Origin of the sequence: Marinomonas arctica (assembly GCF_003259225.1) — a bacterium.
Lineage (GTDB): Bacteria > Pseudomonadota > Gammaproteobacteria > Pseudomonadales > Marinomonadaceae > Marinomonas > Marinomonas arctica.
Genome location: NZ_QHJF01000011.1, coordinates 173,104 through 197,156, shown reverse-complemented (window position 1 = coordinate 197,156; position 24,053 = coordinate 173,104). Strand labels below are relative to the sequence as shown.

Genomic DNA, 24,053 nt, shown 5'->3' with positions numbered 1-24,053 from the left:
AGCTGTGGCAGAAGAGTGAATGAGGTGGGGCAAAACTGTTCAAAATATGTTCACGCTCTCGCCCTGACTCATTATCTCGTTGTTATAAGAAAGCCAACCATTCACCACGCCGTATTCTTGATCCTGTAAAAACAAGGATAATTCAATACCCTGCTCTTTATCTGACCACACGCCGTTAATCGGATTCGCAATTGGCACTTTAGGTTGAGCCAGGAAAGCGATATTTTTTGTTGATGGTCGGTGCAAACTGGATTGCTTAGTGAATATAAGCTTGTCAATATAATCGCCTGGGGAAAAGCCTTGGAAGCTTGTCGTGGTTACCAAAGAATTAATGACCGTCATATGGCCATTGTTATCAAGCTGACCGCAATAGGTAGATACCCAATGTGAACCATCATCCGGTTCTTCGCCGCCAATGGAGCGCCAATAAATAGACAACACAAGCGGCTGCCCAACATCGCTCGTTGGATCACTTGGAGAACAATGTCCGATCACCAAATACGTGCCTGTTGACCCCGTATGAGAACGATATTCACCAAAAATGAACCCCTCTTCATCAACGTCTAACACCATAGTGGAGCCATAACTGTTTTCCCATGTTCCATTCAATACCAATGCCATTGCTTTCTCCTTACGCTAATAGTGAAAAATTCGTGCCGGTTTACTTTGCGTTGTCGTAATGACTTTAGGCCCAGTAGATTTGTTAAAAACCCACATACCGACAGGAAGCAAGGAGACGTTGCCCGCCGCTTCCACCACATTAAATTCATACACGGTATAAAGATAATCCATGAGTACTGAGCCAACTAAAGCAATGTAATCAGCGCCCTCCATTGGCTGGAATTGCGTGACCACTTTGCCCTTTTGCTGGCCTGCTTCAATCAGGACATCATACATTTCTGAGGTCACCACTAATTTACCAACTTCACCCAAATCCGTTTGACCAATCTCAATAATGAGGTTGTCTTTGGTATGAGAAGCAAGATTATAAAGCCTTGTCATGACATCAAAGTCTCCTTTAAATTGAGAAGACCCAGAGTCTAGTGCCAAAAAATAAGGTGGATTAGTCGTGGACTCTGGAGCAATAATTTGTGTTTCCCCCAAAGCAAGAGAGTTTATTTTACTGGTCCATAGATAGGGCACACTGTATTTGTCCCATGGCAAAAATACATATTCTCTACTGTTTCGATAATCTTGATTTAATTGTCCAAATTCAACCTGCCCATGCCCCTCATCCATGTCGGTTAAAAATGCCACATAGGGGCACTTAGCACTAACGACCCCTTGCTCAACCAGACTTTGGAAAAAATGAAATGACGTCGGCTCACTCGTCTGTTGTGTCACTATCCCGCGGTAAGAAAAAGCAGCAAAAGGCGCATCCGATACTTCTGTTGTACTGGGAATGCCAATACCACCGTCCCAATCTAACTCATAAAACTGCACACCTTCATAGGCTTGCGCTAAATACAGGTCGGAGATCAAAGATATCGGCCCACTATCGATTTGCCCCAGTGCATCAGGCGTTAACGTCAATATGTCTTTGCCTGTTTTAACCGCCATGCTGCCCCACGGGCCAAAGTCCACTGCAATCGTCTGTTGATCTACCCATGAGAAGCTGGACGATAATTGATAAACAAATTGTTGATCGCCATAATGATGACAAGTATCGGCTTTGCACAGACTTGAGGTAACCCACATAAAGTTACTGCCCGTATCAAAGGCGAACTTCAACGCTTGCGCGGGGGTGCCAACCCCAACATACGCATACCAAGGTGACGCACCATTATTCTGAAAAGGACCACGGTCGAGCGAGATGGAAAGGCCTGTTGCGTTATCATTTACTAATACGGATTTTTTCATATTTTCCCCAATGAGCACGTGTATACTCAGCTTGTCTTACAACAAAAACAGAACTAAAAAATCTCCTAAAACAACACTGTAAAATAAAAAACCTTTCATTCACTTATACTTGATCTAAAGATTTAATGACATATGAAAAACAAACAGAAAAGTCCTATGTGTCGCCCAGCTCTTCGTGTTGGCATTGTTTTGATAGGGTTAACCACCATAAGCCTAGCCCATAGCAGCGATTTGATCGCCTTTGGAAAGGAATGTTTAGCAAAAGAGGAACGTTTGAAAACCGCTAAAGACGAACTCGATGCCCTATCCTTGAGTGCAAATAGAACACAGGGGCAAACTCATCATGCAAGAAATGATATAGATCTTTATCAAGAGGAAAAAGCAGAGCTAGAAGCCATCATAGCAGACTGCGCAGCCACCAATCCCAATAGTGCTTACTGCCATCAGATACGCTATCAATACAACGAAATTAGCTATTTAATACAACGAGCAAAGGTAGACGCATTAGAAGAAGGTAAGGATGATAATAGCGCTTTCATCGATCTTGAACTCACGAAAGCCGATTTTAATCAGCAACATGAAGCCTTTATCGCCTACTGCCGAAATTCTGACGCCCATTATGCTCTTCTTCAAAATCCTACAGCATACGCCGCTGTCTGCTCGAACGCAAACGCGAAGCGATCTATTACTTGCTCATTATTTTGAATGCGTGACCATAATCAACTTATCCATTGGAAACCCCAAAGCTTGGGCTTGCGCTAACAATCGATTTTTAACCGCCGCCGGCATAGTCGGCGTGCGTGACAATAACCAAAAATAGTCTCGGCTTGGACCTGAAATCATGGCGTATTGATAGTCTTTTTTATCCAACTCAAAAATGACATATGCGCCGTAAAAGGGGCCAAAAAACGACACTTTCAAATGACCCACATCGGAAGAATTAACAAAATACGCACGGCCTTCCGCTTCTCGCCACTCTTTATCCTCTGCAGAATAGCCACGATTCAACACCGCAACACCGCCATCCTCGCGCATGGAATAGCTTGCCGTTACGTTAGATAAGCCCTCTTCAAAAGCATGGTCTTGGCGCACGATTTCATACCAAGTCCCTAGGTAACGTTCAACTTGAAACTGTGTCACAGGATCGATGTCCTTCGGTGCACTAGTACAACCCGCCAACAGAAACATCATTCCCCAAACAAACCACTTCATACCCATACCTTTAAACAGAATCTAAAACGGTGCGATCGTTATTACCATCACACAAATGTCATACTTTTATCGCAGTCTATTAAAATCGCCCCCAAAACGGTTTATGAGGGAAAACACGCCTTGTTTAGTAATAGACTAATTCGCCCTTGGCATCGAGGACAATACAGTAATCGCCAAAATAAATCTCTTGTCGTCAACTTAACCAGCACTCACCCCATAACTAAAATTGACACCAGATATCTGTCTTTTTCAATCGATATCTCGGTCTTAGCAGGAGGATTTTGGTGGGAAGGCAGCACAGGCACACAGCAAGGATTAGGAACCCAACGTGTCGCCCCTCTGGACTTGAATCAGTCTAAATTAGATTTGCTCGTGGATGCCCTCGGACCCGCCTACGTTCGAGTTGGTGGATCGGAAGCGGACAAGGTGGAATATTTTACCAGCCAAAAACCTCTTTATGAAAAGCAACATGATGGCCTATTACTTAGCCAAACCATGTGGGATAACCTTCATCATTTTTGCCAACGCCATGATTTAGCCCTGATATTCACGCTAAAGTACGGTCTTTTTGAACGCCGTAAACAAGGGCGTTGGGACGCAACAGAGGTCATTGATCTATTAAAATACAGCCAAGCTCACCAACAACAGATCGACATTTGCGAACTGGGCAATGAGCTCAATGCCTATTGGGCATTTCATGGTTTCACCTCACAGCCAAGCGCAAAAAACCTAGCGAAAGATTACGATACCTTCATTCAATGTGTGCGACAGCACAGTCCAAACAGCAAAATATCCGGCCCAGGCAGTGCCTTTTGGCCGAGAATTGGAGAGGCCATCAAACCCTTAAGTAACCTCTCCGCTCCTTTTTTAGAATATCTAACAGAAACCCTTGATATCGTTGATTGGCATTATTATCCATTCCAAAGCAGCCGGTCACCGGTCAAGACCCGCGCTGCCACGGTCAATAATATTCTGTCACCCAACTCTCTCATGGACTATGAAAAATACTCTCGACAATTAGAACAATTGCGCAATAAGTATCAACCAAGCGCGCAACTCTGGACCGGGGAAACGGGTTCTGCTCAATGTGGTGGACAAGCCAAGCTATCCGATCGTTTTGTGTCTTCTTTTTGGTGGGCAGATCAATTGGGAAGAGGGGCAAAAATCGGGCAAAAAGTCATGGTAAGACAAAGCCTCATTGGTGGTGACTACGCTCTTATCAATCGGCAGACCTTGAAACCCAATCCAGACTATTGGATTAGCTGGTTATGGGGAAAGCTTATGGGAGAAGACGTTTTCGACGTGCAAAGCAACGATCCCTTTGTGCAAATCTATTGCCATAGCGCAAAAAAAGAAGGCAAATGCACCCTCCTCATCATCAACATGTCTGCTCAGCCCAAAATCCTTCACTGCAACGGCTTTGGTTCAAAAAAGAAGCGCTTTGAAATCACCGCCGATTCGCTGACATCAAAAAAAATCCGTATTAACGGCATTAGACCTAAATTTAAAAATGGCAAAGTAAAATTGAGCGACTTCCCTAAACTGTCTAAGCTCAACCTCGTTAGCCCTTACAGCATTAATTTTTGGTGTTTTACGGTGTAATAAATGTATCTTCTATTAAAAAGAAAGAATGATTCTTAAATACACCTTAAATCTTAATAAAGTTCTTGATAATTTCTAACCTATCAGTAAGATGCCAAACAAAAATCATTCTCAATAAAAGGATACGGTTGATGGCTCTACGTTCGCTGCTTACATTGGTGTTAGGCATAGCTACTTTTGCAGGTTCACTGGAAGCAAAAGTAACGGTTATTAATGATGTATTAGATAGGCAAGTGGAGGTAGACCTACCCGCCAAACGCGTTATATTAGGTTTTTACGCTGAAGATTATATGGCAATTGGCACAGAAAAAGCCTTTGATAATGTGGTTGGTCTGTCACGAGACACATGGGAAGGATGGCGCCCTGCCAGTTGGAATCTTTACACGGAGTATCGTCCATCTTTAAAAGATATACCTGACATAGGTGAAATAGAGGCGCAAACCTTTTCCATTGAAAAAATATTGAGTCTTAAACCTACCGTAATTCTATTAGCGGATTGGCAATATCAGGGGTTAGGAACGGATGTGGGTCGCCTTGAAGAGGCCGGTATTCCAATTGTGGTTGTGGATTACAATGCGCAAACGCTGGATCGCCATATCAAAAGTACTCAGCTCATTGGCCAGTTAACAGGACAAGAAAAACGCGCTAAAGAAATAGCCGATGATTACCAGCAAACTATTGAATCCACCCTAGAAACGATACAAGCTTCAAATTTACCAAAACCTCGCACTTACGTCGAGTTTGCCAATAAGGGACCAGAGCAATACAGCTTTACTTTTGGCAAAAACATGTGGGGAGCGCTGATTACCATGTTAGGTGGTGATAATATTGCCGCGCCCTTTGTTGAATGGTGGGGACCTATGAATCCAGAGCAAGTCTTGGCCTCAAAGCCTGAGGTGGTTTTCCTTAGTGGCACCGAATCTGGCATAGAGGGTAATGCACTTCCTATGGGACAGGGAATTGATCGAAAACTCGCTATTTCACGCTTAAAAGGATTTACGCAACGCCCTGGTTGGACTCATATGCCAGCCGTGGAAAACAACAGGGTTTTTGGACTGTATCATGGAGCTTCTCGTACTATTCTTGATGCTTCTATGGTTCAGTTCATGGCAAAATCCATGTACCCAAGCTTGTTTAAAGACGTGAACCCAGAACAAAACTATTTGGATTTTTATAAGAAATACCTTCCGGTTACCCCAATGGGTACTTTCACCGTCAACATTACGGAGTAAAATCTGTCAGGATGCGTTCCAACAGATAGATAATTTATGCAATCAGATCTACTTTCTGATGCCCTCTCAAACCAGCGACGCAGTGAAAAGCGTCGCTGGTCTGTTATTGGCATTCTGCTTATCGTGTTAGTCTCTTCTTTCATTTTGGATATTGCGACAGGGCCGTCCTTATTGAATGTCAAAGAGGTTGCTAATGCCCTACTGCATTTAATTGGCTTCCCTATCGAAGTCGACCCCACAACCAAAGTCATTGTCTCCAGTCTGCGTTTGCCCATTGCCATCATGGCGGTCATTGTCGGTGGCGTATTAGGCGTTGGCGGTGCCGAGATGCAAACTCTATTAAACAACCCGATGGCCAGTCCGTATACGCTAGGCATGGCGGCCGCGGCGGGATTTGGCGCAGCACTCACTCTCTATTTTGGTTCATTGGGACTGAATGCAAATGTGGCGGTTCCATTGGGTGCTTTTGTCTGCTGCATGCTGGCTGCTGCCTTTTTGTTTGCGTTAGCCACGATGCGACACATTAGCTCAGGTCAGCTGATTCTGGCGGGGATCGCCTTACTGTTCCTATTTCAATCTTTATTATCCTTAGTGCAGTTTGTCTCTTCACCGGAATTAAGCCAGCAAATTTTATTCTGGCTGTTTGGCAGTTTATCCAAAGCATCTTGGTCAAACTTATCGATTATTGCCGGCATCACCTCTGTCTGTATATTTTTCTTGATTCGTGATGCATGGAAATTGACCGCATTGCGATTAGGGGAAGAAAGAGCCAAAAGTTTAGGGGTAAACGTGAGTAGATTACGCTTAAAAACACTTTTTATTGTCGCTATCATGACCGCCACCGTGACAAGCTTTGTTGGTATCATTGGCTTTATTGGCATAGTTGCACCTAACATCGCTAAAATTTTAGTCGGTGAGGATCAGCGTTTTTTCTTACCCTTATCATTTTTAATTGGTGCTTTTCTGCTCTCTAGTGCCTCCGTACTATCAAAGGTTATTGTTCCTGGTGCACTTTTTCCGATTGGCATTGTCACGGCTATTATCGGCGTGCCTTTTTTCTTCTGGCTCATTCTGGGAAAGAGACGCTAATTATGCTGAAAATTAAGAATTTGAACGTTTCATTGGATAATCTCACTCTTGCAAAGGATATGTCTTTTTCCCTAGAACCCGGCAAAGTGAATGTCATCATAGGGCCAAATGGTACGGGGAAAAGTACACTGTTAAAAACCTTATTTGGTGATATTTTACCTGAGTCTGGTGATATCTCTTTTAACGAAGCCAGCTTAAAACGCAAGCAACTTTCCCAATGGCGCGAGCAATTCGGTTACATGCCCCAAGACATTAAGCTGGATATTGAACTTAGTGTACTTGAGGTCGTGTTGCTAGGAAAACTCGATGCCTTAAGCTTACGTCTGGACGATGCTCTAATAAAAAAAGCCTTAATTGCACTCGAAAAGATTGGCTTGCTTCACCTCGCAAATCGTCCGGTCAATAGATTAAGTGGCGGACAATGTCAGATGATATTGTTTGCTCAGGCACTCATGAGAACCCCGAAAATTCTCATGCTTGATGAACCTGTCAGTGCATTAGATCTGCATTTTCAACATGTTTTATTAGATCATCTAGATACCGAAACCAAGCAACAAGGCTGGGTTACTTTAATGGTTTTACATGACCTTAATTTGGCCGCTCAGTACGCGGACAACTTATTAGTGTTAAAAGACGGTAATGTCATTGCAAGTGGTCACCCAAGCGAGATTCTGACGCCCGCCTTGGTGAAAGATGTCTATGATGTCAATGCTGAAGTCACCAAAGATTCATATGGCATTCCCTTTATTAGAACCATTCGGCAAGGTTTCACACCACACCAACCCACGATAAAATCACAGCACTTACAGTCGAAACGTACTATATGCATTTAAGACACTTTTTAAGAGATTGGCAGCTCCTCTCTCCAGCCGGCCAGGTGTTGGTCATTAACGGCTTCACCTTTAATCTCGGTTTTTATATGCTGCTGCCTTATCTAGCAGATCATTTAGAGCACAAAATCGGCATTAGTGGCTGGTACGTTGGTGTGATTATCGGTCTTCGCGTTTTAAGCCAACAAGGCTTATTTTTAGTAGGTGGAACCCTTGGTGATCATCTCGGCTATAAACGTCTTATTCTTCTAGGTTGTGCTGTTCGTATCGCAGGTTTTGCCTTATTGGGTATCGGACAAAGCATTCCTATTTTAATACTAGGTGCTTTCTTTTCAGGATTTGCTGGCGCACTCTTTACTCCCAGTAGTCAAGCTTACTTGGCCTCTGAGTACCCTGATCAGAACGCTAGAAACAAAGTTTTTGCTCTGCAGAATCTCACCTCAGAAGCCGGAATGTTATTAGGGCCATTAGTTGGTTTAATCCTACTCTATATCGATTTTGCCGTAGTAGGCTTAGTCTCAGCGAGCTTATTTAGTATATTATTCGTGATCCAGTGGCGTTTTTTGCCTGAATTGGCATCTCAAAAAGAGCCATCTAAAATACCTAACCAACCATTTTGGCAGCAATGGGGGCGCATGCTAACGCACAAAGCTTTCATGCAATTCGTCTTATGCGGTTCAATATATCAGTTATTATTTCATCAGCTCTACATTGCCATTCCTCATGAAATTCGTATCGTGACACAAGATGTCAGTATCATCACGTGGGTCTTTGCCACGTCTTCAATCATGGGCGTCTTAATGCAAATGCCGGTCAGCCGCTTTGTAGACTCCCATTTAGGCGTCGCTCGAGGAATGGGATTGGGTATGACAATAATGGGGACTGGCTATCTTTGGCTTATTCTAAGCACACCTTGGCTACCGGCCTTACCTTTTATTATATGCGCTGTCTTTTTTAGTATCGGTTCCATGCTGGTGTTTCCACTTTTAGGCGCTTATGTCCCTAAATTTTGTCCTCCTAAAGAATTAGGCAGTCATTATGGCTTGTACTCCTGTATTGGCGGATTGTATGCCTTTGCTGGCAATATCAGCACAGGTTGGCTACTGTCTTCTACTGAGGTTAATCATAGCTGGATTTGGCTTGGCTTAGCTTGTGCTGGTGCGTTATCAGGTATGTTGTTATTTATACAGGTCTCAAACCAGACAAAAGAGCAGGATATCGCTCTTTCATCTTAGAGCGAGTCCACCTGTTATAAACTTGCGTAGGTAAATTTCCCCATACTTATTAAATTCATATATATGTAAATTATCTCAGATACACTTAACCAATGAATTGATTCATGTTAAGTTATGTAAAAATTAAGTACAAATTGATCACGTACTTTACACGGATTATGTTTTTTGCAGGAGCAAGTGATGATTAACACTCAAAATCCCCCCTATGGTTCAAAAAATACTGCGTTAAAACAATCACTAACCTTACCTCTTTCAACCGCACAGCGCGGGCAATGGATTGCTCAAAAACTCTCTTCTAAAAATACGGCCTTTAATATCGCTGAATACATCGAGATACAAGGTGCTCTTAACATAGATTGCTTCACCGAGGCTATTAAGCAATTAATTACCGAAGCGGAATGTATTCGTACTCGTATCGTCGAAAAGGACGATCAACTGATGCAAGTCATCGACGAAGCAGGCGATAACTACTTCTGTTTCTTTGATGTCAGCTCGACCAACACTCCCCACCAGACTGCCATGCAATGGATGAAAGATGACATGCAACAACCACTCACCCAACCTCATGATAGGTTATGGTTGAGTGCTTTGATAAAAATCAGCGAACAACATTATTACTGGTACCATCGTTGTCATCATGTTGCATTAGATGGCTTTGGGGGAAATTTACTGACGCAAAGACTTGCTGACATATATCAAGCGAGGCTCACCAACCAGAACGAGGAAGAAAATCCGTTTGGCTCTTTAAAGGCGCTTATCGAAAGTGAGCATGAGTATAAATCCTCTAAGCGTTACAAAAAAGACCGCCAATACTGGCTAGGAAACCTAATCAACTTACCAGAAACCACTTCACTCTCACAAAGGGTCACGCCATCTAATCAAAAACAGCTGCGAAAAAATGTGCACTTATCCCAGACATTAACCAACGCATTATCGACGCTGGCACAGCGTGTAGGCGCCAGTTTGCCGCAAACCCTTATTGCTTTCGTGGCGGCGTATTTTTATCGCGTGACGGGAGCTGATGACTTAGTGTTTGCTATGCCTGTCACAGCAAGAACCAATCGATTACAACGCAGTATTCCAGGAATGATGGCCAATGCCGTACCCATTCGGCTGCGTTTAACCACAGAGATAACACTAGAACAACTCATCAAACAAGTGTCTAAAGTCGTACTGAATGCTCTAAGACACCAACAGTATCGCTATGAAGATCTCAAGCGTGAACTTGGGCTCATGTCGGCAGGGCAACAAATAGCCTCTTTAGGGGTCAATATTGAACCTTTTGATTACGACTTAACCTTTGGTGATTGCAAAACGTCTTTGCATAACTTAAGCAATGCTTTAATTGATGACTTGACGGTGTTTATCTTCGATCGACACGACAACAATGGCCTAAAAGTAGAATTCGATGCGAATCCTACTCGCTACACAGAACGTGAATTAGAGAACCATCTTGCGCAATTTGAACGCCTGATCAACGGAATGCTTGCTGCGCCAAGCGACCCAGTCAGTAAAGCCACATTATTATCAGAGGATGAGCGTCATAAAATCCTGCATACTTGGAACGATACCGCTTATTCGATTCCACAACAGTCCATAGTTGAAGCCTTTAGAGACCAAGTACTCCGTACGCCAACTGCCATCGCGGTCTCTTCTGAGCAAAGTAAATTAACCTATTCAGAACTGGATGCTCTGTCTAATGCGTGGGCAAACAAACTGATCAGTGAACACATAGGTTCAGGGGATTTGGTAGCGATTGCGCTCACTCGCAATAGCAACATGCTAGTGGCGTTACTGGGCACACTAAAAGCCGGAGCCGCCTATTTACCACTGGATCCAGATTTTCCAGAGGAGCGCCTTCGCAGCATACTCGAAGACGCTCAGCCCAAATTAATACTCAGTTGTCGAGACGCCATCGAACAGTTACCCAAAGTAGACACTCAGATCATATTGATTGATGAACTGCATTCGGATATCCCCCTAGACAGCCATATTACGCACCCTACTGACGTATCAATTCAAGGAAACAGCCCCGCTTATGTTATCTATACGTCGGGCTCTACTGGGCGACCAAAAGGCGTAGAAATTCCGCATCGCGCCTTAATGAATTTTTTATATGCCATGCAAAAAGAACTCAATCTTACCGGTAAAGATACGTTCCTGGCGGTGACAACCATTTCCTTCGACATTTCTATCCTTGAACTCTTCTTGCCGATTACCAGCGGAGCATCCGTTGTTATTGCGGATAGAAAAACCGTTCGTGATCCACAGGCATTAACCGCACTCGCAGTCAAAGAAAAAGTCACCTTGCTTCAAGCGACCCCTTCGCTTTGGCAGGCACTGTTACCAACCTACAGCAATGAACTCAAAGGTATTCAACCTTTGGTGGGCGGTGAAGCGTTACCAGGTCAACTGGCTCAAACCATGGCAAATTTGGGGCACCCTGTTATCAATCTTTATGGCCCAACCGAAACCACCATCTGGTCGAGTATTATGCCGCTTGTTAAGCCAACGGACCTCAATCATCCTCCTATTGGTAGACCTCTACTAAACACTCAAATGTATGTTTTAGACCACGCCATGGAGCCTGTCCCTGTGGGAGTAACAGGGGATTTGTACATTGCCGGAGACGGTTTAGCACTGGGCTACTACCAACGACCGGAGTTAACGAAAGAACGTTTTATCCCCAATCCATACGGTAAAAAAGGCAGCCGCCTATACAGCACAGGAGACAAAGCCCGTTGGCGCCAAGACGGGCTACTGGAATATCAAGGTCGCGACGATCATCAAATTAAAATCCGCGGCTTCCGTATTGAAATAGGCGACATAGAATCCGCATTACTTGCGTGTCGAGAAGTGACACAAGCCATTGTCGTGGCTCAAACCTCACCCGATGAAAACAAACAACTGGTTGCCTATGTCATCCCTGTCGATAAAAATCTAGACACCAATGAACTGCGTAGACAGCTGATAAATGTGCTACCTGACTATATGGTCCCTGCACACTTTATATTGCTAAATGACTTACCATTAACCGCAAACGGAAAAGTGGATCGAAAAGCCTTACCATTGCCAACTTGGCAAGCATCGAATAGTTACGAGGCACCAAGAAATCAGTTAGAAGAAATGCTGGCCAATCTGTGGGCGGAAACGCTGGGGCTTACATTAGTTGGCATCCACGATAACTTTTTTGAAATTGGCGGCGATTCCATATCGGCGACAAGAATTTTAAATCACATTCAAAAGAACCTGTTAATTGAAGTGCCACTGGGCGTGCTCTTTAAAGCGTCAACCATTGCCGATCTTTCAGATTATCTCAGTCATAGCGACGACTGGGATCCCATGATTAGCATGCTACCAATCAAATCAAGCGGTACGGATTCACCGTTGTTTTGCATTCACCCTGCGCTGGGGCTTTCTTGGGGATACGCAGGTATACTGCGTCATTTAGCCAAGTCCACACCTGTATTTGGCTTGCAAGCCATAGGATTACGCCATTCAGCACGCTTACCAACCTCCATCGAAGAAATGGCAGAAGAATATTTATTACAGATTAAGCGCGTGCAACCTCAAGGCCCCTATCGTCTACTAGGTTGGTCATTTGGTGGGTTGGTTGCTCATGCTATTGCAGAAAAGCTGCAAACAGAACAGGAAACGGTGTCCTTTTTATGCATGCTAGACAGCTACCCATATAAACTTGACTACCAACAGCCTGACAATGAAGCGGATATTATCAGGGCCGCTTTGCTCTTTCTTGGTTATGATCTCAGCACACTAGAAAAGCTACCGGTTAACAAAGAAGAGCTGGCCTCACTGCTATGGCGAAATTACGACGACTCATCCATGTCAGTGGTACAAGATATACAAAAAAAACAAGCGGATATTATGGATCGAGTCCAAACTGTCATAGAGAACAATCTAGCACTCGCAGGGCGCTTTAAACCTGGCAAGGTGGATGCAGATTTACTGTTTTTTGTCGCCGAGGACAGCGCCAATGGTTCAATGGGCAACATCCTTGAGCATCAATCCAACGCTTGGGCGTCGAGAATTACAGGCAAGATAGAGACTCACCACATTCCATGTAGACACCAAGACATGCTGGATTCTGACCCATTGAACCTCATTGGCCCTATTATCAATGACCATCTGCGACTTTCGGCTGAAAAAACAAACACCTAAGCTTAAAGAGTCAAAAAGATAACAATAACCCCAAACGCAACGTAAGGGGTTATTGTTTATCGGCACAATAATACAGGCCCCCCCCCTACCGTTGAAACTCCCCAGCACGTTCAGGCTGATACTCCACTTTAATAATGGCAACCGACAGTACATCACCATTTGGCTTTGGCCAATCGATTTGATCGCCCTCTTTTAAACCCAGTAAGGCACTGCCAACAGGGGCTAAAACAGAAACCGTATCTTCAGCGCCGTTGGCATCTTTTGGATACACCAAGGTTTTTGAAAACGACTTGTCTGAAGACAAAACGCGAAACGTCACCGTTGAATTCATCGTCACAATATTGTCTGGCATCTCTTGTGGTTCAACAATGTCGGCGCGGTTAATTTCCTCCTGCAAGTCATCTTTGTTAGGAAATTGCGCATAGCTGAGCGAATCCAGTATTTTCTCAAGTCTCACAGCATCTAATGATGAAATGGTTATTTGCGGTCTTTGCATCATAATCTACCTATTATTCTCTTGGTCTAACCTATTGCTTAAAATAGAAAAAAGCCGTAAGTAAACGAGTCACCTACGACTTGATTCAGAAATTTTTTCGTGTGTAAAAAGTATAGTGGAAGGGGAATTTGCTCTGGCAAGAAACCTTCCTTGTTTTTATAACACTCGCTCTTTCCAAGTAGAGCGGTGGTTTTGCACCACAATGGACCATCATAAGCGAGTTTAAACACAAAGTCAGCAAACAAAAAAAGCTTGTATGCATAAAGCACACAAGCTCTTGTTATCAAAACCCCCATCGATCAATAACGCAGCTGCTCTAACCCACAAAACGGATCAATAGCAGCATCGGTATTAAAGCTCAGTCGGCCTAATAAACCATCGACAACGGCCTGTTGAACCTCTAATAAAGGGCTGTAAGCGTTAATGTAAACTGGCGCTTTCGGCGCATCATACAAAAGATAAGGGTGACCAAAAGACACCATCACCGTTGGAATATCCACCCAAGGACGATAGGTAGCATTCACAAAACCATCTTGTAATGCCATCCAATCAATATAAATATGCGACTTCAACAACATGGATTCATCTGCGGATAGATAGAGCACCCAATCATAATCATTCACATTTAAAGCCATTCCTGCATGAAACTCTGTTACCTGAAAGCCTTCATTCCTTAATATACTCGCCACGCTCAGTGGCAGAGGCTCAGCAACAAAAGTATGTCGTAAACCTGTGGAAATAATCAACACTCGCTTATGATGGTCTAAACTAATCGGCAAAATATCATTACGATTTTTGACTAAATGCACAGTACGACGATTTAACTCAGATATCTTATCGGCGTAGTCAGAAGCCAACAGTGCATTAAATTTATCGACACTAATTTCTTCCGGTTTGTTCTGCAAACCCAAGGCCGCTTTCATCGCTAAAATACGCAGCACAGATTGCTCTAGTCGCGCTTCCGATACTCGACCTTCACGCACCGCTTTTAACATAAACGCATAATCTTCGACTGGGTCTTTGCAAAATAACAGCATATCGCAGCCATTTTCAATAATCTCAGCCACCACGTCTTCTCGTTTTGCCCAACCACTCACACCAGCCATGGTAGTCGCATCAGAAACAATTAAGCCATTAAAGCCCAACTCACCACGCAGCAGTTTTTCATTAAGCAATTTGCTTACACTGGCTGGTCGCCACCATTCTTCAGGGTTGTCATCATGGGATTTTACGTACTCAGGCAACGCAATGTGCGCCGACATAATCGACATCACATTGCATTCAATCGCACTACGATAAAGTCGTCCATAACGCTCTTCCCATTCCAACATATTTAGTGGATTGACCGTCGTGACTAGATGTTGGTCTCGATCGTCGAAACCTTCACCCGGCCAATGCTTAGCCGTGGCCGCAATGCCATTGTTTTGGAAAGTCGTAATATTTGCCCGACTCATGCGTTCAATGATATCAACATCGCTACCATAAGATCTGGTACCCACTATGGCACTACGAAACTTAGCATTGATATCGATAACTGGGGTAAAAGACCAGTTGAACCCCAAAAGTTTCGATTCTTGTGCAATAACCTGAGTACAATACTCCACCGCCCTTTCATCTTTTAGTCCCGCAAGGCCAAGCTGGTTTGGCACTTGAGCACCAAATGAAAAGCTCATGCCACCACCTTCAAGGTCGCCACTCACCAAAAGAGGAAGATTAGAATGATCACGAAGTTGATTCATAATCTTCACTTCGCTATCAAGCTCCTCCACTATAAACTTCGTTATGCCACCTGGCTGAATTAATTTGACTAAAGATAATTCTTCATCTGAGTTATTTAAAATCATTAGATTAAAAAGTTGTCCAACTTTTTGTTCCAATGTTAATTCTGAATAAGTCTTACTAACCCACTCAATGGCTTGATCGTTTAGATAAAACGGTGTCTTTCGAAAAGACTCATACATAGTAACAATTCCTTTATTAAATATTAGCTTACACTCTTAATTTGGCTTCACGATTAGCTCGTAACTCAGATTGCATAGCGTTCTCTACGGCTTGAGTAATTGGATAAAAATTGGCAATCAAAGCAATACATGCACATCCAAAAGCAGGAATTAGACTCATCAGTAATAAAATCATATGTTTAGATTCTTCACTTTGTTCTACACCTGCCTGATAACCAACAAAACTAAGCCCTGCCCCAACAAAGGCTCCACTTAAACCCATACCAAATTTATGTGAAAAAGTAACAGAGCTCGTTGATAAACCAACAACTTGTCGACCCGATTTCCACTCAATATAATCCGCGGTATCCGATACCATTCCCCAAAGAGCGCAAGCGCACATGCCGATAAAGAATTGACTAACAAAAATAATGGCGTAAATGACTTTAACATCGACAACATAAAGCCAATATAAGCTACCAATGCAAAGCATGCTGCCCAGCGCTGAGATAATCATAATAATGCGTTTAGATAGATACTTTACGACTGTAATCGTCAGGAGAGCTCCCGCAATCATGCCTAACGTACCAAAAGTAAAAAACAGTCCTGCTGCACTGACATCCCCCACGTTATAGGTGAAAAAGTACATAGCTACTGAAAAAGGCAATAAAGCAAAGGTGAAAGTCGGTATCCCTACTAATAATGTCACCCACCATGCACGATTTTTGATTACCACAGCAAAATCGTCTTTTAGGGAAGAGTCTTGTTTGATAACCGGAACTCGCTCTTTAACACGGGAAAAGCACAACCAAAACATCACCACCATAATGGCACTTAACAACATCATGGTGTATTGAAAACCCTGCTGTTTATTGCCATTGCCAAAGAATTCCACTAAGGGAAGGGTTCCGGCGTTAACCAACAAGGCACCTGTAAACGCCAACACCATACGAAACGATGCCATTTGACCGCGCTCAATTGGGCTATCCGATATGGTGGCTGGTAAAGAAGAGTATGGAATATTGATGGCCGTATACAGTGTCATCAATAGAATATAGGTGACAAATGCCCAAATGATCTTGCCGGATTCATCCAGATCAGGCGTCGTAAACGTGAGTACAGCGACAATCGCTAAAGGAATAGGCACATAGAGTAAATAAGGTCGAAACTTACCAAACCGCGTTTGGGTTCTATCACCTATCATACCCATAATGGGATCGGATATGGCGTCCCACATTCGGGTGACAAAGAACAAAGTCCCGACCAAAGCCGCAGAAATTCCAAACACATCGGTATAAAAAAACATTAAATAGGTGCCAACCGCAGTAAACACCACATTACTGGCTAAGTCACCAAAGCCATAACTAACCTTATCGAAAAACGACAACTTCTTCATAATGAAACCTTTTTTGTATTTATTGTTTGGCTTCATTATGGGAATTAATATCAAACACGCTATCCGATTTTTGACCTGCTCAATAGCCTTTTTTTGACCTGAAAATTTAACCTGAAAAATCAGCGTAGGTTATAAGTATAAAAATTGCTTATCCAACCAAGGCATAATTCGCATCTTTAACAGTGCAATATCAATTCCAGCATACGCTTGGCCAACACTCACCAAAGCTACTTTCTCATGTTTAAGACGAAACTCTGTTGGTGTGCAATCGTATTCTCTACGGAACGCCATATTAAAGGCTTTCACCGAAGGAAAACCGTGATCCAAAGCAATATCTGATATGGCCTTTTTCGGTTTTTGAGCAAGATCAGACAAGCTCTTTTCCAACCGATAAAGTGTCAGATAACGCAAAAAAGTCTCGCCAACTTTGGCTTTAAAGTAGCGACTTAAATAGGCCTCCGACAAACCTAGCTCCTCGGCTAACAGAGACAAAGAAATATGCTCTTGATAACGCGAAGAAATTTGACTTAGCAAGTCATTCATTAATAGAGTAGATTCCATCAAATCAGGCTTAGTGGGATTTGTAGGAGGAAAATATCGAGTAAATAACAATCCAAGTTGAGCCAATAAGCTCGTTTGTGCTTGTTGCCAATGATCCGCTTTATAGTGCTGTTCCCACCAGAGGTGCGCTATGAGCTGCTTAATGTTCGGCAACATACTTTTCTGGACTAAGTTCCAGTCTTTCATTGGCCTGCTATCCAAAGCCAAACTGGCAAAATTGTGTTGCAGACAAAGTACTAGGTTATCGTCCTCTATCGATTGTGTGGCATGAGGTAAGTCTTTATTGATGAATAACACATCGCCTTCCTGTAAAGCGAATATCTCATCCATGACTTGTACGCGAATACGGCCTTTTACTACCCACAAACACTCATGTGCATCGTGATGATGCAACTCGCACTGCGTCACAGAATGGGCAAATACGCGGCTTTCTTCTTCTAATATTTCCGCTCTGTTCGACAAATACATAACAAACCTACTTCCTTAATAGTTTACCGGATGATAAGGAAGTTAAGGCACAAAGTCACAGGCAAAAAAAAGCCCCGCATTAGCGAGGCTCTTTATAGATGTTTATCAGTGATTAAACCGTGGTATTTTTCACTGAGAACATGCCGTACGCTGCCACCACTAAGAAACAGACTGCAGGCACAACATAAGAAATAATCGCGCCGTATTCATCAATGGTTGCGCCTTGCACAAGCGGCATAACCGCACCACCCAAAATAGCCATGACCAAACCCGCAGAACCAAATTTCGTATCGCTACCAAGACCGTCCAACGCGATGCTGTAAATGGTTGGGAACATCAAAGATAAACAGGCAGAAATAGACACGATAGCCCAAACACCGGTTACATCTGGCACCATAACAGCGTACAAACACAAAGCCGTACCCAATAGCGCCAAGATACTCAACAACACAGCGGGACGGAAAAAGCCCATCAACCAGGTCATCACAAAACGCGATATCAAGAAAATAATCAAACTGTACTGTAAATAATCAGACGCGCTGGCTTCGGTGCCACCTAGAGTTTCTTGTACGTATTGAATGGTAAAGGTCCAAGTACAAGTTTGCGCCGCTACGTTAAAAAACTGCGCTACTACACCCCAACGGTACTGTTTTCGGGCAAGTAATCGGCCTAATGTCGCCATGAAATCAATCGTCTGAACTTCGTCAACATTAACCTTGTTCTCTGATTTAGGGATACGCATGAAATAGATAAGCGCCCAGATAATCATCAACACAAACGCCATGCCGACATAAGGTGTCATCACGCTGTTTAGCTCATCCGCACGAATGCTCAGTAGCATTTCTGGCGCCATGCTGGCTCTTTCTTCGGCTGAAGCTGTGTTTAGGTTAGGAAGAATCAATGTCGCAGCAAGAAATACACCGATGTTAGTACCAACCGGATTGAACGCCTGAGCTAAGTTCAAACGACGCGCTGCGCTGCCTTCTGGCCCCATGGTCATCACAAAAGGATTCGCTGAGGTTTCTAAAATAGACAAGCCTGCTGCCAAAATAAACAGCGCCGCCAAAAAGAAACCATAAGTCATCGACACGCTGGCAGGATAAAAAGCCAAGGCCCCTAAAATAGCCAAACCTAAACCAGTCAATACACCCGCTTTATAAGAGTAACGTGCGTTGATAAACGCCGCTGGGATCGCCAAACAGAAATATGCGCCGTAATAAGCGAACTGCACAAGGGCGGATTCAAAGGTGCTCATGGTAAAAATCTTGCTAAACACTTTTACCAATGGATCGGTCATGTTGGCCGCAACGCCCCATGCCGCAAAACAGGTAATCAATAGGATAAACGCGATTTTCATGTTCGGATAAACGAACGGGGCAGAGAGGGACTTTTCAGGAGCTGTATTTTGATTTTTCATAAAGCAAACAACATCTATTATTTTATAGTTGGATGATAGGACGTGCTTGCCGTCTTCAAAAAGACAGACTAAAAGCACCTCACCAGCATCAGACATTGATATAGGCTAACCGCAGTGTGAGCGTTTTGTGGTTGGTTTAACACCACCAAAAACATCCGCTCTACGACCAACATCAAACACAAGGTGCGAAATCCTATCACCAACTTTCTATAAAGATGAGCCTACAAAGCAAAACTTCGTAGCTTATGGCGGTTATTAATTTTTTCTTACCCATTTCATTAACATAAATGAAATATTTATGACTGGCGGTTCATTTAGGGCACTACTACCATGCTCTACTCAGCGCTTTCTTAACAAGCGTAAAGCATTCGCTGTCACCAATGCTGTCGCACCAGAATCCGCCAATACCGCCAACCACAACCCCGTTATACCTAACAAAGTTGTCACTAAAAACACGGCTTTTAAGCCTAAGGCGATGGTAATATTTTGACGAATATTCACGTTCGTCGCGCGGGATAAACGAATCATCTCAGCCAAGCCTTGCAAACGATTGTGGGTCAAGGCAGCATCGGCGGTTTCTAACGCCACGTCTGTGCCGCTACCCATGGCAATACCTATCGTAGACGCTTTCATCGCGGGCGCATCATTGATGCCATCGCCCACCATGGCGGTGGCTTGTCGTTGGTTAAGCTCAGTGACAGCAGCGACCTTGTCTTCTGGTAATAAACTCGCGCGAAAATCTATGTTCAGCTCGGTAGCAATGGCCGCCGCGGCACGGGGATTATCCCCCGTTAACATCACGCCATTAATCCCCAGATCCGCCAAGTCTTTCAATGCCGCCTTCGCATCATCACGCAATCTGTCTCGTAATGCGATCAAACCCGTTAGCTCGCCGTCTTCCAGTACAATAACGACTGTTTTGCCCTCTTCTTCAAGGCCCATCACTTGCTGTTGAATCGACTCGTCTAAAGCCTGATCCAGCTTACTAGGGGAACTGATCTTGATTTTCTTTCCCGCAAAATCCCCTTCCACACCAACACCCGCCAAGGTTTTACGATTATCAGCGTGAACGAAAGCAACGCCTTGCTGTTCGGCGTAATGCACAATAGCTTTCGCCAAAGGATGGTGCGATCCCATCTCAACGGACGCTGCTGCCGCCAATACATCATTCACATTAACGTTATGAAAAGTCACCACATCTGTCACACTTGGCTTACCTTCGGTTAACGTACCCGTTTTATCGAAAGCGATGGTTTTGATTCGACCAAGCTGCTCTAACGCCAAGCCCCCTTTAATCAAAGCGCCTCGACGAGTTGCCGCTGCCAACCCAGAGGTTATCGCTGCTGGTGTCGAAATCACCAAGGCACAAGGACAGCCAATCAGTAACAAAGCCAAACCGCGATAAATCCACGTATCCCAAGATTGAGCGAAAGCCAAAGGCGGAATCAAGATCACCAAGACAGAAATCAGCATGATCACGGGCGTATAAATACGACTGAATTTATCTAAGAAGCGCTCAAGTGGTGCTCGGCGCTCTTCCGCTTCTTCAATAAGCTGTAAAATTCGATCTATGGCGTTTTTACCCGGCTTTGACACTACCTTGAGCCGCACCACCTTATCGACCAACAGACTCCCTGCTGGCACTTTTTCACCAGATGAACGCTCAACAGGAACAGATTCCCCCGTCAAGGCGCTTTCATCAAAGCTTGCCATACCGGACAACAGCTCAGCATCCGCCGGCAAGCGTTCACCCGGTGATACTTCAATTTCATCACCTGGACGTAAATCCACAATAGCGATTTTTTGGCGCTCGCCATCTTTGATAATCAACGCTTCTTCTGGCAACAAGGCCATCAAGGCGCTAACGCCCTTGCGCGCACGATTCGCCGCAAAGGATTCCAAGCTCTCGCCAATCATAAACAGCAACAACACCATGGCCGCTTCTGCCGTAGCGCCAATGAATAACGCGCCGATTGCCGCCACGCTCATTAGGGTTTCAATGGCGAACGGCGAACCGCTGCGCATCATGCGCCATGACTTTTTCATGATGGGGACTAAGCCAACCAAGGTCGTGACAATAAAAGCCGTTTCGCCAAACACAGGGTTAAACTGGGCTATCCCCCAGCTCAATAACATCAGTACAGCCAAAGCGATGATTGGACCGTATTCGGTTAATTTTTGGCGAGAAAACCATGACGTCATTTGTTGTTCAGAGTGGGTAGGCTTTTGGCTCTGCTGCTTGGCAGCACTGTCACTCAAAGAAACTAAGTCAAAGCCAATGCCTTTTACAGCGTGTTGAATTTTGTCAGACACATCAGCATTCACCGACACGCGAAGTTTTTCAGTAGAGAAAACCACATTGGCACTTACTACACCTTCTACGGAAGAAACCGCTTTCTCAATAGAGCGCGCACAACTGGCGCAATCCATACCGCTGACACGCCAACTATATATTTGCTTTCCGACTTCTTGCGCTACAGAGGCATCGTCATTTGTATTAGTAGAGGCAGAGCAACTGGCGTCGTCTTCCTCACTGGAAGAACAACACTGACTTTCTTTTGAGCCACTATCATCGCTTGCGCAACAAGAGGAAACGTCACTTGGCGCTGAACAACAAGACCCGCTTGTCTCTTGATGATAATGAGCTCGATGAACATGAACTTGTGATTGACTAGAAAGGTAACACTGACATGAAGAATGAGATTGGCAATTTTCTGTATGTTTACCTGATGAGTGATGCATAAATCTCTCCTGTTATGAGTCTATAACAAGAGTGTAGACCTTGGAGCATACTCCAAGGTCAAGCATCTACTGCCTATTATTTAAAAAATAAAAAGAGTCTTAGCTCTTAATTGAAACACCTTCTACTTCTAATACCGTTTTGGCATCGGTGCGTTCCATAATTTTCACCAAGGCCGATTGAATCACTTCGTCTTCGCGTACATCACTTTGTCCTGCAAAACGCTGTGCTTGCGGCTCTGCGCCCTCTTCTGCAGTAAAAGTCACCACAACTTCTGTAGCGATGTCTTTTGTGTCACCGAAATACGCAATGGACAGTTGCGGATAACCTTTAAAACCCATTTTGACTTTCTTTGCGATACGTTTTTTCGATTTATCTATGTTCATGCGGCCTGCCTAAAGGGAAAAGGTAATTACAAGGAAAACGAATCTTTGGATTAAACCACAAAGCAGACCAATCAAGGTAAATTAAACACAAAATAACCCCACCCTACAGGAGGTCAATCACTTAATTAGACTAAGCGCTCCTCTAAACTCATCCGCTCGACAATCACCAATCAGTTCAAATAAGCACATTTCAAGGCTGGTCACTTCCGCGCCTTTACGAGCCAATTTAGCAAGCGCCATGTCTTTATTCTCTATCGTTCGAGATGACACGCAATCGCTGACCAGCTCCACGTCATAACCTAAATCCAGCAAGCCTAACGCGGTTTGATACACACAAATATGCGCTTCAATACCGGTAATCAGCCACGAATTCATCTTGGCTTTTTTCACTGCCTCGACAAAAGCAGGTTCACCACAGGCGCTAAAGGAATACTTAGCAATGGGCTCAACCCTATCCAACACTTCGCGTAACTCAGGCACCGTTGCGCCCAATTTTTCTGGGTTTTGCTCCAGCCACAAAATGGGTAAACCCAATAGTTTGGCGGCTTTTACCAGCTTAACCAAATTGGCGATAAACACCTCACTGTCATGAACGATCGTCGCTAGCTTTCCTTGAACATCGATCACCACCAAACCCGTTTTGTCTTTTCTTAACATGCTGCTTTCCTTTTTATTGTTACACGCTACTTTTAAACCAATTTGATACCCAGTGACGTCAGCAAACTGACCGCTTCGTAACGACAAAAGATGGCGTTTTTAATGGTATTTTTCTTCACATCAATATCATAGTTGGTCGCACCGTTAAAATCGGCACCAGTTAGATTGGTATTCACAAACAAGCTATTGGTTAAATCGGTACCAGTAAAACGCGCCCGGGAAATCGTTGCTTCTCTAAAATCCACGTCATGCGCTCGGCAATCTTCGAGAACAATTCCCGATAGCTTCAAGCCATAAAACGACGATTCATTGAGCAGACACTCTTTAAAAAATAGCGGCGCACCAAGCTCCAAGCCTCGCCAATAGGCTTTGGTCCAATCCACACCCAACACCTTTGATTCATAAAACTGCACGTCGGAGAACTTGCTGTTTCTCACATTCACTGCGGTTAATTTGCACTTACGGAACTGACAATCTTTAAAAGTACAGGCATCAAAAAATGCTTCGCTGAAATCACATGACTCAAACACACAAGACTCAAACACCTTACGGCTCACACTTTCCTGAACCATAGACAAATCAGTAAAGGTCTTTCCATAAAAAGCCTCATCGTTCAGCAATTGCTGTGGATTCGTTAAATTGGCCATCAAATTCTCCTGTGATTAGAAAAACAAAGGTATCAAGAGATCTCAGTACGCTCAATCGAATCATGCTACGTCCATCGTCAACATGAGTGTGAATGTAAGGTAAAAA

General features: G+C 43.9%; 19 protein-coding genes. 7 read left to right on the top strand and 12 right to left on the bottom strand.

The genetic code is table 11. The features are described from left to right. Positions 1–39: 39 nt before the first annotated feature. Together DK187_RS09015 and DK187_RS09010 are read right to left on the bottom strand one after the other, a co-directional pair. Positions 40–621, bottom strand: coding sequence for an avidin/streptavidin family protein (locus DK187_RS09015; RefSeq protein WP_111607014.1), 582 nt, complete (start codon positions 619–621; stop codon positions 40–42). Positions 622–636: 15 nt separating this feature from the next. After that, the gene (locus DK187_RS09010) at positions 637–1,860 is read right to left on the bottom strand and encodes a pepsin-like aspartic protease (protein ID WP_111607013.1); all 1,224 of its coding nucleotides are present in this window, start codon (positions 1,858–1,860) and stop codon (positions 637–639) included. Positions 1,861–1,992: 132 nt separating this feature from the next. On the opposite strand from DK187_RS09010, the gene DK187_RS09005 reads away from it, so the two are divergent. Then, the gene (locus tag DK187_RS09005) at positions 1,993–2,565 is read left to right on the top strand and encodes a hypothetical protein (RefSeq protein ID WP_111607012.1); all 573 of its coding nucleotides are present in this window, start codon (positions 1,993–1,995) and stop codon (positions 2,563–2,565) included. Here the strand turns inward: DK187_RS09005 and DK187_RS09000 are convergent. Then, complete coding sequence (locus DK187_RS09000) at positions 2,557–3,072, bottom strand: lipocalin family protein (RefSeq protein ID WP_111607011.1); 516 nt, start codon at positions 3,070–3,072, stop codon at positions 2,557–2,559. The two genes, DK187_RS09005 and DK187_RS09000, sit on opposite strands and share 9 nt — an antisense overlap. A gap of 120 nt (positions 3,073–3,192) precedes the next feature. On the opposite strand from DK187_RS09000, the gene DK187_RS08995 reads away from it, so the two are divergent. The 6 genes from DK187_RS08995 (at position 3,193) to DK187_RS08970 (ending at position 13,239) form a co-directional block, all read left to right on the top strand. After that, positions 3,193–4,674, top strand: a complete 1,482-nt coding sequence (locus DK187_RS08995) for a glycosyl hydrolase family 79 N-terminal domain-containing protein (protein WP_111607010.1) — start codon at positions 3,193–3,195, stop codon at positions 4,672–4,674. Positions 4,675–4,805: 131 nt separating this feature from the next. Beyond that, entirely contained in the window at positions 4,806–5,906 is a 1,101-nt protein-coding gene (locus DK187_RS08990; protein ID WP_111607009.1) for an ABC transporter substrate-binding protein, read from the top strand. Positions 5,907–5,942: 36 nt separating this feature from the next. Beyond that, on the top strand, positions 5,943–6,995 hold the full coding sequence (locus DK187_RS08985) for a FecCD family ABC transporter permease (protein WP_111607008.1): 1,053 nt from the start codon (positions 5,943–5,945) through the stop codon (positions 6,993–6,995). Positions 6,996–6,997: 2 nt separating this feature from the next. Beyond that, entirely contained in the window at positions 6,998–7,828 is an 831-nt protein-coding gene (locus DK187_RS08980) for an ABC transporter ATP-binding protein (protein WP_111607007.1), read from the top strand. After that, entirely contained in the window at positions 7,819–9,060 is a 1,242-nt protein-coding gene (locus DK187_RS08975) for an MDR family MFS transporter (protein WP_111607006.1), read from the top strand. Before DK187_RS08980 ends, DK187_RS08975 begins: the two co-directional genes overlap by 10 nt. A 180-nt stretch (positions 9,061–9,240) precedes the next feature. Beyond that, positions 9,241–13,239 carry a non-ribosomal peptide synthetase gene (locus tag DK187_RS08970; RefSeq protein ID WP_111607005.1) on the top strand — a complete coding sequence of 1,333 codons (3,999 nt, stop codon included), beginning with the start codon at positions 9,241–9,243 and terminating at the stop codon, positions 13,237–13,239. Positions 13,240–13,324: 85 nt separating this feature from the next. Here DK187_RS08970 and rnk read toward each other — a convergent pair whose 3' ends face one another. The 9 genes from rnk to DK187_RS08920 form a co-directional block, all read right to left on the bottom strand. Continuing rightward, positions 13,325–13,738: a nucleoside diphosphate kinase regulator gene (gene rnk, locus DK187_RS08965; RefSeq protein ID WP_111607004.1), complete on the bottom strand. Its 414-nt coding sequence runs from the start codon at positions 13,736–13,738 to the stop codon at positions 13,325–13,327. 296 nt (positions 13,739–14,034) lie between these two features. Next, the gene (locus DK187_RS08955; RefSeq protein ID WP_111607002.1) at positions 14,035–15,696 is read right to left on the bottom strand and encodes a glycoside hydrolase family 3 protein; all 1,662 of its coding nucleotides are present in this window, start codon (positions 15,694–15,696) and stop codon (positions 14,035–14,037) included. Between the two features lie 28 nt (positions 15,697–15,724). Beyond that, positions 15,725–17,071 carry an MFS transporter gene (locus tag DK187_RS08950; protein WP_111607027.1) on the bottom strand — a complete coding sequence of 449 codons (1,347 nt, stop codon included), beginning with the start codon at positions 17,069–17,071 and terminating at the stop codon, positions 15,725–15,727. 129 nt (positions 17,072–17,200) lie between these two features. Next, positions 17,201–18,100, bottom strand: coding sequence for an AraC family transcriptional regulator (locus DK187_RS08945; RefSeq protein ID WP_111607001.1), 900 nt, complete (start codon positions 18,098–18,100; stop codon positions 17,201–17,203). Between the two features lie 112 nt (positions 18,101–18,212). Beyond that, the gene (gene fucP / locus DK187_RS08940) at positions 18,213–19,517 is read right to left on the bottom strand and encodes an L-fucose:H+ symporter permease (RefSeq protein ID WP_111607026.1); all 1,305 of its coding nucleotides are present in this window, start codon (positions 19,515–19,517) and stop codon (positions 18,213–18,215) included. 339 nt (positions 19,518–19,856) lie between these two features. Then, positions 19,857–22,259 carry a zinc/cadmium/mercury/lead-transporting ATPase gene (locus DK187_RS08935; protein WP_111607000.1) on the bottom strand — a complete coding sequence of 801 codons (2,403 nt, stop codon included), beginning with the start codon at positions 22,257–22,259 and terminating at the stop codon, positions 19,857–19,859. Between the two features lie 99 nt (positions 22,260–22,358). Then, a complete protein-coding gene (locus DK187_RS08930) occupies positions 22,359–22,643 on the bottom strand; it encodes a hypothetical protein (RefSeq protein ID WP_111606999.1) in 285 nt (94 codons plus the stop codon). Positions 22,644–22,760: 117 nt separating this feature from the next. Further along, the gene (locus tag DK187_RS08925; RefSeq protein WP_111606998.1) at positions 22,761–23,300 is read right to left on the bottom strand and encodes a hydrolase; all 540 of its coding nucleotides are present in this window, start codon (positions 23,298–23,300) and stop codon (positions 22,761–22,763) included. A 32-nt stretch (positions 23,301–23,332) separates the two neighbouring features. Beyond that, the gene (locus DK187_RS08920; RefSeq protein ID WP_111606997.1) at positions 23,333–23,947 is read right to left on the bottom strand and encodes a pentapeptide repeat-containing protein; all 615 of its coding nucleotides are present in this window, start codon (positions 23,945–23,947) and stop codon (positions 23,333–23,335) included. Positions 23,948–24,053: the final 106 nt, after the last annotated feature.